This window comes from Micromonospora sp. BL1 (assembly GCF_003667485.1).
Taxonomy (GTDB): Bacteria; Actinomycetota; Actinomycetes; order Mycobacteriales; family Micromonosporaceae; genus Micromonospora; species Micromonospora tulbaghiae.
Map to the genome: position 1 here is coordinate 1 of NZ_RCVK01000226.1, position 14,568 is coordinate 14,568.

At 73.1% G+C, this 14,568-nt stretch carries 12 protein-coding genes; 2 read left to right on the forward strand and 10 right to left on the reverse strand.

Going from position 1 to position 14,568, the window contains the following annotated elements:
- The first annotated feature begins 196 nt into the window (after positions 1 to 196).
- Positions 197 to 1,192 carry an alpha/beta hydrolase family protein gene (locus EAD96_RS13525; RefSeq protein ID WP_120570815.1) on the forward strand — a complete coding sequence of 332 codons (996 nt, stop codon included), beginning with the start codon at positions 197 to 199 and terminating at the stop codon, positions 1,190 to 1,192.
- A gap of 148 nt (positions 1,193 to 1,340) precedes the next feature.
- A complete protein-coding gene (locus tag EAD96_RS13530) occupies positions 1,341 to 1,976 on the forward strand; it encodes a helix-turn-helix domain-containing protein (RefSeq protein WP_233585729.1) in 636 nt (211 codons plus the stop codon).
- A gap of 74 nt (positions 1,977 to 2,050) precedes the next feature.
- Here EAD96_RS13530 and EAD96_RS13535 read toward each other — a convergent pair whose 3' ends face one another.
- Genes EAD96_RS13535 through EAD96_RS13580 form a run of 10 tightly spaced genes read right to left on the reverse strand, consistent with a single transcriptional unit; the run spans position 2,051 to position 14,568 of the window.
- Positions 2,051 to 3,142: an alpha/beta hydrolase gene (locus EAD96_RS13535; RefSeq protein WP_233585730.1), complete on the reverse strand. Its 1,092-nt coding sequence runs from the start codon at positions 3,140 to 3,142 to the stop codon at positions 2,051 to 2,053.
- Between the two features lie 5 nt (positions 3,143 to 3,147).
- The gene (locus tag EAD96_RS13540) at positions 3,148 to 4,146 is read right to left on the reverse strand and encodes an LLM class flavin-dependent oxidoreductase (protein WP_121684505.1); all 999 of its coding nucleotides are present in this window, start codon (positions 4,144 to 4,146) and stop codon (positions 3,148 to 3,150) included.
- Complete coding sequence (locus EAD96_RS13545; protein ID WP_120570819.1) at positions 4,143 to 4,472, reverse strand: TIGR04076 family protein; 330 nt, start codon at positions 4,470 to 4,472, stop codon at positions 4,143 to 4,145. The genes EAD96_RS13540 and EAD96_RS13545 overlap by 4 nt, the downstream gene beginning before the upstream one ends.
- Positions 4,469 to 5,473, reverse strand: a complete 1,005-nt coding sequence (locus EAD96_RS13550) for a zinc-binding dehydrogenase (RefSeq protein ID WP_121684506.1) — start codon at positions 5,471 to 5,473, stop codon at positions 4,469 to 4,471. Before EAD96_RS13550 ends, EAD96_RS13545 begins: the two co-directional genes overlap by 4 nt.
- Positions 5,470 to 5,883: a nuclear transport factor 2 family protein gene (locus EAD96_RS13555; protein WP_120570821.1), complete on the reverse strand. Its 414-nt coding sequence runs from the start codon at positions 5,881 to 5,883 to the stop codon at positions 5,470 to 5,472. The genes EAD96_RS13550 and EAD96_RS13555 overlap by 4 nt, the downstream gene beginning before the upstream one ends.
- A complete protein-coding gene (locus tag EAD96_RS13560) occupies positions 5,880 to 7,145 on the reverse strand; it encodes an amidohydrolase family protein (RefSeq protein ID WP_121684507.1) in 1,266 nt (421 codons plus the stop codon). The genes EAD96_RS13555 and EAD96_RS13560 overlap by 4 nt, the downstream gene beginning before the upstream one ends.
- A complete protein-coding gene (locus EAD96_RS13565) occupies positions 7,142 to 8,812 on the reverse strand; it encodes a hydantoinase B/oxoprolinase family protein (RefSeq protein ID WP_121684508.1) in 1,671 nt (556 codons plus the stop codon). Before EAD96_RS13565 ends, EAD96_RS13560 begins: the two co-directional genes overlap by 4 nt.
- Complete coding sequence (locus EAD96_RS13570; protein WP_121684509.1) at positions 8,805 to 10,493, reverse strand: hydantoinase B/oxoprolinase family protein; 1,689 nt, start codon at positions 10,491 to 10,493, stop codon at positions 8,805 to 8,807. Before EAD96_RS13570 ends, EAD96_RS13565 begins: the two co-directional genes overlap by 8 nt.
- Entirely contained in the window at positions 10,490 to 12,541 is a 2,052-nt protein-coding gene (locus EAD96_RS13575; protein ID WP_121684510.1) for a hydantoinase/oxoprolinase family protein, read from the reverse strand. The genes EAD96_RS13570 and EAD96_RS13575 overlap by 4 nt, the downstream gene beginning before the upstream one ends.
- Complete coding sequence (locus tag EAD96_RS13580) at positions 12,538 to 14,568, reverse strand: ABC transporter ATP-binding protein (RefSeq protein WP_121684511.1); 2,031 nt, start codon at positions 14,566 to 14,568, stop codon at positions 12,538 to 12,540. Before EAD96_RS13580 ends, EAD96_RS13575 begins: the two co-directional genes overlap by 4 nt.

Genomic DNA, 14,568 nt, shown 5'->3' on the forward strand with positions numbered 1-14,568 from the left:
CCTACCCGGCGAATTCCCCTACCTCGCCGACACCAACGGCGACGGCAAAGACGACCTCATCGTCTTCACCAAAAACACCACCAACGACATCTACGTCGCCCTGTCCACCGGCACCACCTTCGCCCCCAGCACCAAATGGCACGACTACTTCGGCCTCACCGGCGAAACCACACTCTGACCCCCAGGAGGAACCCCCATGTCGCACGACCGGAACGTCTCCCCCACGGTGAGCCGCCGGCGGCTGCTCACCGGCGCCGCCGCGGTCGCGGCGACCGGCGCCCTCGCCGGCGCCTTCACCGCGCCGTCCGCGGCCGCTGCCGCCGTCAACGGGTACGGCCTGCGCATCGTCGCCCGCAACGAGAACGGCGGCCGGTTGCAGTACTACCGTTTCGCCACCGACGCGATCGAGTGGGATCCGGCGGTGAACGTGCTGCTGCCCGACGGCTATCACACCAGCGGCAAGCGGTATCCGGTGCTGTACCTGCTCCACGGCGGCAACGCGGACTTCCGCACGTTCCACCTCCAGGACAACATCATCAACCTCACCGCCGGCCGGGAGATCATCGTCGTCATGCCGGACGCCTCCACCGGCTGGTACAGCAACCCGGTCACCAGCAACACCGGGCCGCGCAACTGGGAGACCTTCCACATCGCCCAGCTGCTCCCCTGGATCGAGGCCAACTTCCGCACGTTCCCCGAGTACAACGGCCGCGCCGTGGCCGGCTTCTCGATGGGCGGCTTCGGGGCACTCAAGTACACGGCGAAGTACTACGGCCATTTCTGCTCGGTCAGCGCCCACTCCGGGCCGGCCAGTCTGCGCCGCGACTTCGGCCTGGTCGTCCACTGGGCGAACGTCACCTCGGCCGCGCTCGACCTCGGCGGCGGCACCGTCTACGGCGCGCCCCTGTGGGACGAGGCACGGGTCAGCGCGGACAACCCGATGGAGCGCATCGAGAGCTACCGCAACAAGCGGATCTTCCTGGCCGCCGGCACGTCACCCGACCCGGTCAACTGGTTCGACTCGGTCAACGAGGGTCAGGTGCTGGCGGGCCAGCGCGAGTTCCGGGGAGCGCTCAGCCGGGCGGGCATTCCGCACGAGTGGCGGGAGGTGCCAGGCGGGCACTACTTCCGCCATGAACTGTTCGTCCAGGACCTCGCCGGCATGCTCGGCCGGCTGCGCCGGGCCGGCTGACGCGCAGCGGCGTCGCACGAGGGGTTCCACCTGCGGTCCCGCTGCGAATCGTGGGTGGACACCCCTCGCGGATCCGCCGGGATGTTCGATACCATCGAACATCCCGGCGGACGTCCCGCCACCGCGACAGGAGGTCCCCGTGCGGCCCATGAACAGTCAGCCGCCGTCGGAGCAGGCCGGCTCCGGTGGTGCCGCGGACGAGAACACGCCCGCTGGCGTCGTCGGCGGCCGGATCCGGCGCTACCGCAAGGAGCGCGGGCTGACGCTGCGCGGCCTCGCCTCCCGCTCCGGGCTGTCCATCGGCTTCCTGTCCCAGGTCGAGCGCGGCATCTCCTCCATCGGCCTGACCGCGCTCGGCAGCGTCGCCAAGGCGCTCGACCGGTCGGTGGCCGACTTCTTCGACGCCGGCACCGCATCGCCGGACAGCACCGTCTCCTCGCTCCCCCGGCACTTCACGCTGACCAGGGCGGAGACGGCCGCCACTCAGTACGTGTCCGGGCAGCAGACCTACCGCATGCTCTCCGACCGGGGGCCGGACCTGGTGCTCGAACCGATGCTCGTGCACATCGCGCCGGGTGGGCGCCGGGAAAACGCGTACGGCCACCGGGGTGAGGAGTTCGCCTACGTCATCTCCGGCGAACTGCTCTACGAGGTCGAAGGCGTCGAGCACCGGCTGTTCCCGGGCGACAGCGTGCACCTGCGCTCGTCGGTGCCGCACCAGCTCTACAACGACACCGACGCGGTGACGACTGTGGTCTCGGTCGTCACGCCCCGCCTGTTCTGACCCGCGCACCGGGCACCACGAATCGCCCTCCGTGTTCACCTACGTGAACCCGGAGGGCGATTTCGCATCCGGCATCAGCGACCGAGGCGGGCGTCCACGGCGGTCATCGTGTCCTGCCAGATGACCGAGGCCGGGTCGATGACGGCGAAGTGGTCCCCCGGCTGTTCCAGGTGGCGGACGTCGTCTCCCGCACCGGCCGCCGCCACGGCGTAGCGCCGGTTGGCGTCGACGAGGTCGAGGCTGTCCTCCGTGCCCTGCACGAGCAGCGTGGGCACCCGGGTCGGCAGCCGCCGCATCGGGTCGCTCTCGGCGTACCGGCGTGGAGCCGTCGCCGGTGAACCGCCCAGCGCCGCGGCGACCGCGCCGTCGCCGAGGTAACGCCGCTCGCCCTCGGCGAGGTCGAGCACCCCGGCCAGCGACACCGCGAGCGCGACACGCGGCCCGCTCGTACGCCCGGCCAGGTCCGCCGCGGCGCGCAGCGCGAGCTGGCCACCGGCCGAGTGTCCCAGCACCACGATGCGGTCCAGGTCCAGCGGCCGGTCGCGGGCCAGCTCCCGCAGCGCGACGAGGCCCGCCTCCACGTCCTGTGTGGTCGCGTCCCAGCCGTGCCGGTCCGGACGCCGGTACTCCAGGTTCCAGGACGCGTAGCCGCGCCGGGTCAGGTCGGCGGCGAGCGCGTCCATCAGGTCCGCGCCCCAGATCGACCGCCAGAACCCGCCGTGCAGCAGCACCGCGACCGGCGCCGGGCCGGTGTCGAGGGCCGACGGCAGTCGCAGGTCACCCCACTGGTCCGGGTCCGGTCCGTAGGCGATCCGGCCGGCCGGCGCGCGGAGGCGGTGCACGGCGTGCCGGATCGCCCAGGCCAGGCCCCACAGTCCCCGCCCGGCCAGGTGGACCGCGCCGGGCACCGGCGGCTCGACGGTGAGGTCGTACCAGACCACGCCGGACGGCTGCGCGCCGATCAGGGCACGGGCCGCGGGCGTGGGGCCGGGCAGCGCCACCACCGGCTGCTCCGTCGCGGCGAGCAGCGAGCGCATCTCCCCGGCCGAGCCGGCGGTGACGACCCGACCGGTGACGTCGAGTTCGGCGCAGGCGGCGGCGGTCGACGACGCCAGCAGGGCCGCGTCGGCCACCAGGCCGGGGCCGACCAGGACGGTGAGCCGCATCGGACTCACCTGCGCAGCAGCGGCAGGACGGCGGAGCCGAGCAGGTCCACGCCACGCTCGTCGGTGAGGCCGTGCGGCGTGCCGAACTCGACCCGGCGGACACCGGCGTCGATGAGCGCCTGGGCCTGCGCGGCGACCTGCTCCGGGGTGCCGGAGAAGGCGAACCGGTCGAGCACGTCGTCCGGGATCAGCCGGCCCGCCGCCTCGTCCTCGCCCGCGTCGACCAGCTCGCCGACGCGCTTGACCAGGTCGTCGGGCATCACGACGGTCGGGTCCAGCTCGGCCACCACCGCCAGGTACATGGCCACCTCGGTGCGGGCCTTGGCGCGGGCCGCCTCGCCGTCGGTGTCGACGACGGTGACCGCCCCGAGCACGATGCCGACGTCCGCGACGTCGCGTCCGGCCTTCTCCGCGCCGGTCCGCAGCCGCTCGCGGATCACCGGGACCATGTCCGGGTTGGCGCTGCCGCCCACCTTGATCTCGTCGGCGATCCGGCCGGCCAGCGCCGCGCCCTGCGGACCCCACGCGCCGAGCAGCAGCGGCGGGTCGGGCCGCCGCACGTCGTAGCGCAGCGCGGTGCCGGGGGCGAGCGAGAAGACCTTCCCGGTGAAGCCGCTGCGGTCGCCGCGCAGCAGGCGGTAGACGACCTGGACGGCCTCCTCGATCGTGGTCAGCGGCCGCGGCTGCGGCAGGCCGACAGCGCCCAGCCAGGTCCCCCGGGCCAGACCCAGGTAGGCCCGCCCGTGCGAGGCCAGGTCCAGGGCGGCGATCTGACCGGCGATCTCGTACGGTGCCATCGAGTACGGGTTCAGGCAGGCCGCGCCGAGGCGTACCCGCTCGGTCGCCTGCGCCATCTCCAGCAGCGGGAAGATCGGCGGCTGGTACATCAGGTCGCCGAAGACGGTGAGCACGTCGAAGCCGTGCGCCTCGGCGGCGCGGGCCAGCCGGGCGTAGGCGCCGGCCGGCTTGTCGCTCTGCAGGCCGAGTCCGATCTCGACCGTCATGTCAGGTCCGCCGAGTTCATCGTGCGCCGGCAGGTCCGTTCCACCTTCATGACGAGCCGCTCCTCCGGGTCGGGGCAGATGAAGTGGGAGTCCTGGGCCAGCCAGTCCCCCGGCGCCAGGTCACGCTGCTTGGCGGCGAGGAAGGGCAGCACCGAGGCGAGCGCGTACACGCAGAAGTGCTTTCCCTCGGGCAGCCGCAGGTGGGCGCTGTTGGTGAGTTCGAAGTGGTCGCCCACGGCCATGCCGCACACCGACCGGCCCTCGATCCGGTCGACTGTCACCTTCAGGTCGTAGATCTCCATGTCGCCGTCGTCGCTGTCGCTCACGGCCCCTCCCCCTCCTCGATCCGTACGATGATCTTGCCGGTGGTCCGGCGTTCGGCCAGCTCGGTGAGCGCCGCGGGCGCCTCGTCCAGCGACACCACGCGGCTGACCGGCGGCCGGACCGCGCCGGAGGCGCACATGTCGAACAGTTCCTGGTAGGCGGACTCGACGGCGCTCGCCCGCTGCCACGGGTACTGCGAGCCCCAGGAGAGGCCGACGAGCGTCGCGTTCGCCGCCATCAGCCGCAGCGGGTCGACCGGCGGCGGCGCGCCACCGGCCGCGCCCACGGCGACCAGGCGGCCCTCGAACGCCAGGCAGTCCCATGATCGGGCGAGCACGTCGCCACCCACCGGGTCCACCACGACGTCCACGCCCCGGCCGCCGGTGGCCGCGAGCACGGCGGGTACGAAGTCCGCCGCGGTGTAGTCGATCGCGACCGTGGCGCCGTGGTCGCGGCAGATCGCGGTCTTGGCCGGACCGCCGGCGGTGGCCAGGACCTGCGCGCCGCGGGCGACGGCGAGCTGGATCGTGGCGATGCCGACCCCGCCGGCGCCCGCGTGCACCAGCACCGTCTGCCCGGCGGTGACACCGGCCCTCTCCAGTGCGAACCACGCGGTCTGGTAGGTGACCGGCAGCGCCGCGGCGGTCACCGGGTCGACTGTGGACGGCCGCGGTACGACCACCGCGGCGTCCATTGTGACGGTCGTGCCGAGCGCACCGCGCGGCAGCGCCGGGCAGGCGAGCACCTCCCGGCCCAGCAGGTGCCCGGCCCCGGCGCCGGCGGCGACGACCCGTCCGGCCGCCTCCACCCCGGGTGTCATCGGCGGGTCCGGCCGCACCGGGTACTCGCCCCGGCAGAGCATGACGTCCAGGAAGTTCAGCCCCACCGTACGCACGGCGAGCCGCACCTCGCCGGGGCCGGGCGGCGGGTCGTCGGGCAGGTCGGCGACCGACAGCACGTCCGCCGGCTCGCCGGTCCGCCCGGCGACCAGCCGCCGGATCACGCCGCGCCCACCGGTTCCCGGACCAGCTCGGCGTGGTGGTGCACGATCACCCAGCGGCCGTCGATCCGGCGCACCACGTCGGTGACCCGGGTGATCTCCGGCTCGTCGTCCGGGCCGAGCTGCGCGACCAGCTCGTACCGGGCCACGCCGAAGTCGTCCCAGACGTCGATGCGCTTGTCCCGCGCGGCGAGCACCGCCAGCCGGGGCCGCTGCCCCGCGGCGTCCCGCCGGGCGCGGTACTCGTCCAGCTCGGCGCGGGTCCGCAGCGGCCCGGGCAGATGCGTCTCCCAGGTGGTCACCTCGGGGTGCAGGTGCGTGTCGAACCGCTGCTGGTCCCCGGCGAGGAACGCGTCGTACATGTCATCGATGCCGGCGGCGATCGCCGCCGCGCCTGCCTGCGCGAACGTCATCGCGTCTCCTCCTGGTTCCGGTCGTCGCGGGCGATCTGCCCGCCCTTCATCACCCACCGCACGTCCCGGAAGGCCGAGGTGTCGGCCAGCGGGTCGGCGTCGGTCGCGATCAGGTCGGCCAGCTTGCCGGCCTCGACCGTGCCGAGGTCGGACTCCGCGCCGAGCCACCGGATCGGCCCGAGGGTGCCGGCGTGGATGGCCCGCGCGGTGCCGATCCGCTCGGACATGTACTCCAGCTCCCGGATCGAGGCGGTGGTGCCCTCGAATTCCCAGAACGGGGGCATGTCGCTGCCGAGCAGCACCTCCACGCCGGCGGCGATCGCCATGTCGAAGCTCTCCAGGTGCCGGGGGCCGGCGCCGAGCGACCGGCACTGCATCCACTCCGGTACGCCCAGCTCGTCGAAGAACTCCTTGCACCGGGTCACCAGCAGCGTCGGCACGAGCGCGGTGCCGCGCTCGGCCATCCGCGCCGCGACCTGCGGGGTGAGCTGGTAGCCGTGCTCCACGCAGTCCAGTCCCAGCTCCACGGCCGCGCCGATCACGTCGGCCGGACCGGCGTGCGCTGTCACCTTGCGGCCCCACGCGTGCGCGGTCTCGATCACCGCGGTCATCTCGTCGGCGAACAACTGGGGCGTGTGGATGCTCTCGTGCTCACCGGCGATGCCGCCCGAGATCATCACCTTGATCAGGTCCGCGCCCGCCTTGATCTGGCTGCGGACGCCCCGGCGGAAGCCCACCGGGCCGTCGCATTCGAGCGTGTCGTTGCTCTCGTGGCCGTGCCCGCCGGTGCACACCAGCGCCCGGCCGGCGGTGTAGATGCGCGGACCCGGCACGCGCCCGGCGTTGATCGCCCGCCGCAGCGCGAAGTCGGCGTGGTCCTTCTCCGCCACGCAGCGCACCGTGGTCACGCCGGAGCGCAGCGTGCGCCGCGCCCCGTCGGCCATGTAGTGGGCAAGGTCGTACGAGCCCATCCCCTTGACGCCCTCGCCGGCGGAGCCGGGCAGCGACAGCGAGAAGTGGGTGTGCATGTTGACCAGACCGGGCGTCAGGTACGCGCCGTCGAGGTCAACCTCGGTCAGCCGGCCGGCGGCGCGCGCCTGCCCGGCCACCTCGGCGTACGGCCCGACGGCGGCGATCCGGTCACCCCGGACCCACACTCCGGCACCGGTCACCGGCGCCATGCCGTCCACCACGCGGGCGTCCAGCACTGTGCAGTTGCCGAGCAGCACGCTCGGCTGCTCGGGCGAATAGGCGGCACTCACGCGATCACTCCATAAACGTCTCGGGCGGCCCGGGCCGAGACGTAGCCCTCGGCCACGTCCCGTCGCACCGCCTCTGGATCCCGACTCCTCGGGTCACCGTGCCCGCCGCCACCGGCGGTCAGCAACGTCACCCGGTCCCCCACCGCCACCGCGGTACGCCGGGTGCTCACCCGGTGCTCCCGGTCCGTGCCCGGGAACACCACCACCTGGTTCGGCTCCGGCTGCTCGCCGCCGTCGAGCGCCCACGGCGCGCTCTTCGTCTTCTTGATCACCGTCAGGAACTCACCCGCTGTCACGAACCGGATGTCCCGTCGCAGGCCGCAGCCGCCCCGGAACCGGCCGGCGCCACCGGAGTCGGTACGGATCTCCAGGCGCTCGAAGAACATCCCGGTCTTCGACTCCAGCACCTCCACCGGCGTGTTGCGCGCCTGGGTCTGGCACAGGTGGTTCGCCGGTCCGATGCCGTCGTGCCGGGGCGTGCCGCCCCACCCGACCGGGTCGTTGTTGCTGACCGCGAACATGTCGCCGGTGTCCGGGTGCAGGCCGACCATCATGAACCCGGGCACGTCGCCGCCGGAGGAGGCGGCGAGCCGGTCCGGCATGCCCTGCGCCAGCGCCTTGAGGATCAGCTCCAGCGCGACGGTGCCGGTCCACTGGGTGAACGTGGCGGCCGGGTACTGCGCGTGGAACAGCGTGCCGGGTTCGGCGCGTACCCGCAGGGGCGCGAAGTGCCCGGCGTTGGTCTGCTCGTGCGGGGTGGTGACGCCCTTGAACGCGACCCGGCAGGTGGCGATGGTGGCGCCCAGCGGCAGGTTCACCGGCCCGGGCACCGCCGGGGACGACCCGGCGAAGTCCACTGTGAACTCGCCGTCGGCGACCGTGACGGTGACCCGCATGAGGATGGGCTCGTCGGTGACGCCGTCGTCGTCGAGCCAGTCCTCGGCGGTCCAGCTGCCCTGGGGCAGCGCGGCCACCGCCTCCCCGGCGCGCTGCGCGGCGGCGTCGATCACCCGGTCGACGACCGCGTCCACCACGGCCGTGCCGTACTCGCGGTACAGCTCGGTCATCCGCCGCTCGCCGGTACGCAGCGCGGCGATCTGCGCGTTCAGGTCACCGATGACCAGCTCCGGCATCCGCGAGTTGAACCGGATCAGCTCGTGGATCTCGCGCACCGGCTCACCGCGGTCGTACACCTTCGTGCCGGGGAAGATGATCCCCTCCTGGTGCATGTCAGTGGAGTCGAGCACGTAACCGGGATCCTTGGCGCCCAGGTCCATCCAGTGCGCCCGGATGCACAGGAACCCGATCAGCTCCTCGCTGTCCGGCAGCACGACCGGCGCGAACATCGTCGCGTCGTACGTGTGCGCCGCGTTCCAGTACGGGTAGTTGAGCAGCACCACGTCGCCGCGGTGCAGGTTCTCCACGCCGACGTACTCGACGCCCTTGCGCAGCGAGTAGTCGTTGGCGCCGAGGAAGCGGGACAGCCCCGTGGACTCCGCGACCAGCCGCAGCCGGCGGTCGTAGACGGAGATGCCGAAGTCGTACACCTCGTAGATCACCGGATTGAACGCGGTGCGCACCAGCGCGGCCCGCATCTCCTCGGCGGCCGAGACGAGGTGGCTGCGGACGACCTCGACGGTTGCCCCGTCGACCGTCGGCTCACCCATCGACGTCCACTCCGTAGACGTCCCGGGCCGCCTCCCGGGAGACGTAGCCCTCGGCCACGTCCCGCCGGACCGCCTCCGGGTCACGGCCGCGCGGGTCGCCGTGCCCGCCGCCACCGGCGGTCAGCAGGGTCACCCGGTCGCCCGCGGCCACCGTCGTGCGCTTGGTGCTCACCCGGTGCTCGCGGTCGGTGCCCGGGAACACCACGATCTGGTTCGGCTCCGGCTGCAAGCCGCCGTCGAGCGCCCACGGCGCGCTCTTGGTCTTCTTGATCACGGTGAGGAACTCGCCGGGGGTCAGGAACCGGATGTCCCGGCGCAGGCCGCAGCCGCCCCGGAACCGGCCCGCGCCACCGGAGTCGGCGCGGATCTCCCAGCGCTCGAAGAACATCCCGGTCTTGGCCTCCATGACCTCGATCGGGGTGCCCCGGCCGGTGCTGCCGGAGACGTGGGTGGCGGCGTCCATGCCGTCGTGTCGCGCGGTGCCGCCCCAGCCCACCAGGTCGTTGTTGCTGACCGCGAACATCTTCCCGGTGTCCGGGTGCAGGCCGACCATCATGAAGCCGGGCACGTCGCCGCCGGAGGACGCGGGCAGCCGGTCCGGCATGCCCTGGGCCAGCGCCTTGAGGATCAGCTCCACCGCCACGATGCCGGTCCACAGCGTGAACGTGGGCTGCGGGTAGACGGCGTGGAACAGGCTGCCCGGCTCGGCCCGCACCTCCAGCGGCGCCACGGTGCCGGCGTTCGACGGCTCGTCCCGCGACGTCAGCGACTTCAGCACGACCTTGCAGATCGCCTCCGTCGCCCCGAACGGCATGTTGATCGGGCCGCGGGTGGCGGGCGCCGAACCGGCGAAGTCGACGACGAAGCGCCCGTCGGCGATGGTCACCGTGACGCGCATCTTCACCGGGTCGTCGGTGATGCCGTCGTCGTCCACCCAGTCCTCGGCGGTCCAGGTGCCCTGCGGCAGCGTCGCCAGCGCCGCGCGGGCGCGGGCCTCACCGTCGGCGATGATCCGGTCGATCGCCTGGTCGACGGTGTCCCGGCCGAACTTCTCGATGATCTCCAGCATTCGGCGCTCGCCGGTGCGCAGCGCGGCGATCTGCGCGTGCAGGTCACCGAGCACCGCGTCCGGCATCCGCGAGTTGAAGCGGATCAGCTCGTGGATCTCGCGCACCGGCTCGCCCCGGGACACGACCGTGGTGCCCGGGAAGATCAGCCCTTCCTGGTGCATGTCGGTCGAGTCGAGCACGTAGCCGGGGTCCTTGGCGCCCAGGTCCATCCAGTGCGCGCGGACGCAGAGGAAACCGACCAGGTCGCCGTCTGCGTCCGGGTCGGCCTCGTCCGGCCGGAACACCGGCGCGAACAGCGTCGCGTCGTACGCGTGCGCCGCGTTCCAGTACGGGTAGTTGAGCAGCACCACGTCGCCGCGGTGCAGGTTCTCCCGGCCCACGTACTCCACGCCCTTGCGCAGCGAGAAGTCGTTCGCGCCGAGGAAGAACGTCAGGCCGGTGGCCTCGGCGACCAGCCGCAGGTCGGCGTCGTACATCGACAGACCGAAGTCGTGCACCTCGTAGATGACCGGGTTGAACGAGGTACGGATCAGGGTGGCCCGCATCTCCTCCGCGGCCGACAGCAGATAGCTGCGGACGACCTCGACCTGGGCTCCGTCCAGCGTGGTCATGCGGCTTCCTCCAGGGTGACGAGCAGGTATCCGTGGTCGTCGACGGTGACCCGCTGGCCGCTTGGCACCACTGTGGTGGAGGTGCCCTCGTCGATCAGTGCCGGTCCGTCGAAGGTGTCGCCCGGCTCCAGGCGGGCTCGGTCGTAGACGGCGAACGGCACCACCGCCTGCTGCCCGAAGTCGTACGCGTCGCGGTGGGTCAGCAGCGCCTGCGCCGGGTCGCCGTCACCGCGCGCCAGCGTCTCCAGCTCGGGCCGGTCGGTGCGCCCGATGCCGCGCACCCGCAGGTTGAGGATCTGCAGCGGGTTGCCCATGGTGTGGCCGTACCGGGTGCGGTGCGTCTCGTCGAACGCGGCGCGGATCGCGTCGCGGTCCAGCTCGCGCCCGACGGTGACCATCAGGCTGTGCTCCTGGCCCAGGTAGCGCAGCTCGAACTGCCGCTCCAGCACCGCCTCGCCGGCCGGCACGCCCTGCGCCACCAGCGACGCGACCGCCTCGGCCTCGACGGCCTTGAACAGCTGCTCCAGCTCCGCCAGGTCCGCGTCGTCGAGCGTGGCCATCACGGTGCGGCTGAAGTCGTTGACGATGTCGGCCGAGAGCATGCCCCAGGCGGAGAAGCCGGACGGCGCGAACGGCACGATCACCTCGCCGATGCCCATCTCGCGGGCCAGCAGCGGCGCCAGCAGCGGTCCGGCGCCGCCGAACGCGAGCAGCGCGAACTGCCGGGGATCGTGACCCCGCTCGACGGTGATCTGCCGGACCGCGCCGACGGTGCGGGCCAGCAGCACGTCGAAGACGCCCGCCGCCGCGTTCTCCACGGTGAGGCCGAGCGGCTCGGCGAGCTGCTCGGTGATCGCGGCGCGCGCCTCGGCGTCGCGCAGCCCCATGGTGCCGGCGAGGAACCGGTCCGGGTCCATGTAGCCGAGCACCACGGCGGCGTCGGTGACAGTCGGCTTGGTGCCGCCGCGGCCGTAGCAGACCGGGCCGGGGTCGGCGCCGGCGCTCTGCGGGCCGACCTTGAGCAGGCCGTGGTCCAGCCAGGCGATCGAACCGCCGCCGGCGCCGATGGTCCGGATGTCGTACGTCGGGATGAGCAGCGGGAAGTGCTCCAGCTGAGCCTCGTACGCGGCGACCGGGTTGCCGCGCTCGATCACGCAGGCGTCCAGCGAGGTGCCGCCGATGTCGAACGTGAGCACGTTGTCCCGGCCCAGCTCGGAGGCTACGTACGCGGCGCCGACGATGCCGCCGGCCGGGCCGGACAGCACGGTGTGCGTGGGTGCCGTCTTGGCGACCGCACTGGTCATCGAGCCGCCACCGGACCGCATGATCAGGAAGCGCCCGGCGAAGCCGCGCTCGGCCAGGCCGGCCTCCAGCTCGTCCACGTACCGCTCGAAGATCGGCCGGATGTACGCCTCCAGCACCGTGGTGCTGGTCCGCTCGTACTCCCGGTACTCGCGCACGATGTCGGTCGACAGCGACAGGCTGACCTCGGGGAACTCCTCGTGGATCAGGCGCGCGGCCTCCCGCTCGTGGCTCGGGTCGAGGAACGAGTGCAGGAAGCAGATGGCGATCGAGGTGACCTGCTGGTCCACCACGAGCGTGCGCGCGGCCTCCCGGACGCTGTCCGGGTCCAGCGGCTCCACCACGCGGCCCCGGTAGTCCAGGCGGCCCCGCACACCGGCGGTGAAGCGGCGCTGCACCAGGCTCTCCGGCCGCTGGTACTGGAAGTCGTACATGTGGTCGGACGGCACGTTGCCGCGGCCGATCAGGAAGATGTCCCGGAAGCCCTCGTTGGTGATGATGCCGGTACGGCCACCACGCCGCTCCAGCACCGCGTTGAGGCCGAGCGTGGTGCCGTGGATGAACAGCTCCACCTCGGACAGGTCGGTGCCGAGCGCGGTGATCGCGTTGAGGACACCGTCCGCGGGCCGGGCCGGGGTCGTCGCCGCCTTGCGGAAGCGGACCCGGTTGGTGCGCGTGTCGAGTTCCATGGCGTCCACGAAGGTCCCGCCGATGTCGACGGCGAGCCGGATGGGGCGACGGGTCATGGCGTGACAGCCTGCCTTCCGATGAGGGCGGGAAGCTCGGGAACTCGCCAGCAGGCGGCCCGGCTCTCGCCGTACGACTGAAGCTCCTGCTGCTCCGCTCGGCACCGGTCGGTGACGAACGGGCACCGGGCGGCCAGTGGGCATCCGGTCGCGGCGTCGGCTTCCTCCAGGTCCTTGACCAGCTCGACGGCCTCGCCGTCGGACCCGGTCGTCCCGCCGAGGCGGGGGGCGCTGCCCAGCAGCGCCCGGGTGTACGGGTGCCGGGGCGTGTCGAACACGACGTCCACCGGTCCCTCCTCGACGACCCGGCCGAGGTAGAGCACCACGACCCGGTCGGCGAACCCCCGCACTGTGGCCAGGTCGTGGGAGATGAACACCGAGGCGCGGTCCGCGTCGGCCGCCACGTCGGCGATCACGTCGAGGATCTGCGCCTGGACGGTGACGTCCAGGGCCGAGGTCGGCTCGTCGAACACGATCAGGTCCGGCTCGCCGACCAGCGCGCGGGCGATGCCGATGCGTTGCGCCTGGCCGCCGGACAGCTCGTGCGGGTAGCGCTGGAGGATCGACCGGTCCAGCTCCATCCGGTCCAGCACGGCGGCGACGCGCTCGGCCCGCTGGGCCGGGGACAGGCCCGCGGCGCGCAGCGGCTCGGCGATGGAGTCGCCGACGGGACGGCGCGGGCTGAGCGAGCCGATCGGGTCCTGGAACACGAGCTGCGCCCGGGTCCGGGCCCGGCGCAGCGCCCGGCCCCGCGGCCGGGGGCGGCCCGGCTGCTTGACCAGCGCCTGCCCGGCGACCGTGACGGTGCCGGACGTGGGCGCGACCAGGCCCATGACGAGCTTGGCGAGCGTGCTCTTGCCGCAGCCGCTCTCGCCGACCACGCCCAGCGTCTCGCCCGGCCCGAGCCGCAGCGTGACGCCGCGCAGTGCGTGGTGCCCGCCGGAACCGAACCGGCTGCGGTAGACGACGTGCGCGTCCTCGATCTCCAGCACTGCGGGCTTCGCGTCCGAGGCCGCGACCGCGCCGGACGCCGCCGGCGTGTGCGACGTCCGCGGCACGTCGGCGTCCAGCGGCCGGGTCTGCGGGTGGAAGCAGGCGAGCGACCACTCACCACCACCGGGCACCGGCACGGTGGCCGGGCGCCGGGACGAGCAGGTGCCGTCGGCGTGCGCGCACCGGGCGACGAACGGGCAGTTGTGCGGCGCCTCGGTGAGCAGCGGCATGGCGCCGGGGGTGGCGACGACCGGCCGGCCGCCGACGTCCGGCACCGAGCGCAGCAGCGCCCGGGTGTACGGGTGCGCGGGTTCCCGCAGCACCTGCGCGGCCGGGCCGCTCTCCACCACGGTGCCGGCGTACAGCACCACCACCCGGTCGCAGACCTCCGCGATGGACGCCAGGTCGTGCGAGATCAGCAGGACGCCCCGGCCGTCGGTGTCGGCGGCGTGCCGGAACTGGCGCAGGATCTCCCGGGTCAGCGTCACGTCCAGGCCGGTGGTCGGCTCGTCGGCGATCAGCAGCTCCGGCGCGCAGCCGGTGGCCAGCGAGATCATCACGCGCTGGGCCATGCCGCCGGACAGCTCGTGGGCGTACGCGTCGAGCCGGCGCTGCGGGCTGCGGATGCCGACCGCCTCGAACAGCTCGCGCGCCGCCTCCCGCGCCCGCTCGCCGGACATCTCCTGGTGGGTGGCGAGCCGGTCGACGAGTTGCTTGCCGATGGTGCGGGTGGGGCTGAGCGCGCCGCGCGGGTTCTGGAAGCAGATCGCCACCCCGCGCCCGCGGTGGGCGGCGAGCGCGGCGTCGTCCATGCGCAGCACGTCCGAGTCGCCGAAGCGCACCCGGCCGGTGGCGTGCGAGCCGCCGGGCAGCAGCCCGACGACGGCGCGGGCCACCATGCTCTTGCCGCCGCCGCTCTCGCCCACCAGGCCGACGACCTCGCCGGGTCGTACGGCGAAGCTGACGCCGCTGAGCGCCGCCACCTGCCGGCCGGGCCGGCGGATCGTCACGGAGAGGTTCTCGATCGACAGCAT

Coding starts and splice junctions, on each gene's coding strand:
- EAD96_RS13535 (WP_233585730.1), bottom strand. CDS start 3,142: ATGCGGCTCACCGTCCTGGTCGGCCCCGGCCTGGTGGCCGACGCGGCC.
- EAD96_RS13565 (WP_121684508.1), bottom strand. CDS start 8,812: ATGGGTGAGCCGACGGTCGACGGGGCAACCGTCGAGGTCGTCCGCAGC.
- EAD96_RS13575 (WP_121684510.1), bottom strand. CDS start 12,541: ATGACCCGTCGCCCCATCCGGCTCGCCGTCGACATCGGCGGGACCTTC.
- EAD96_RS13555 (WP_120570821.1), bottom strand. CDS start 5,883: ATGACGTTCGCGCAGGCAGGCGCGGCGGCGATCGCCGCCGGCATCGAT.
- EAD96_RS13570 (WP_121684509.1), bottom strand. CDS start 10,493: ATGACCACGCTGGACGGAGCCCAGGTCGAGGTCGTCCGCAGCTATCTG.
- EAD96_RS13540 (WP_121684505.1), bottom strand. CDS start 4,146: ATGACGGTCGAGATCGGACTCGGCCTGCAGAGCGACAAGCCGGCCGGC.
- EAD96_RS13580 (WP_121684511.1), bottom strand. CDS start 14,568: ATGCTGTCGATCGAGAACCTCTCCGTGACGATCCGCCGGCCCGGCCGG.
- EAD96_RS13525 (WP_120570815.1), top strand. CDS start 197: ATGTCGCACGACCGGAACGTCTCCCCCACGGTGAGCCGCCGGCGGCTG.
- EAD96_RS13530 (WP_233585729.1), top strand. CDS start 1,341: ATGAACAGTCAGCCGCCGTCGGAGCAGGCCGGCTCCGGTGGTGCCGCG.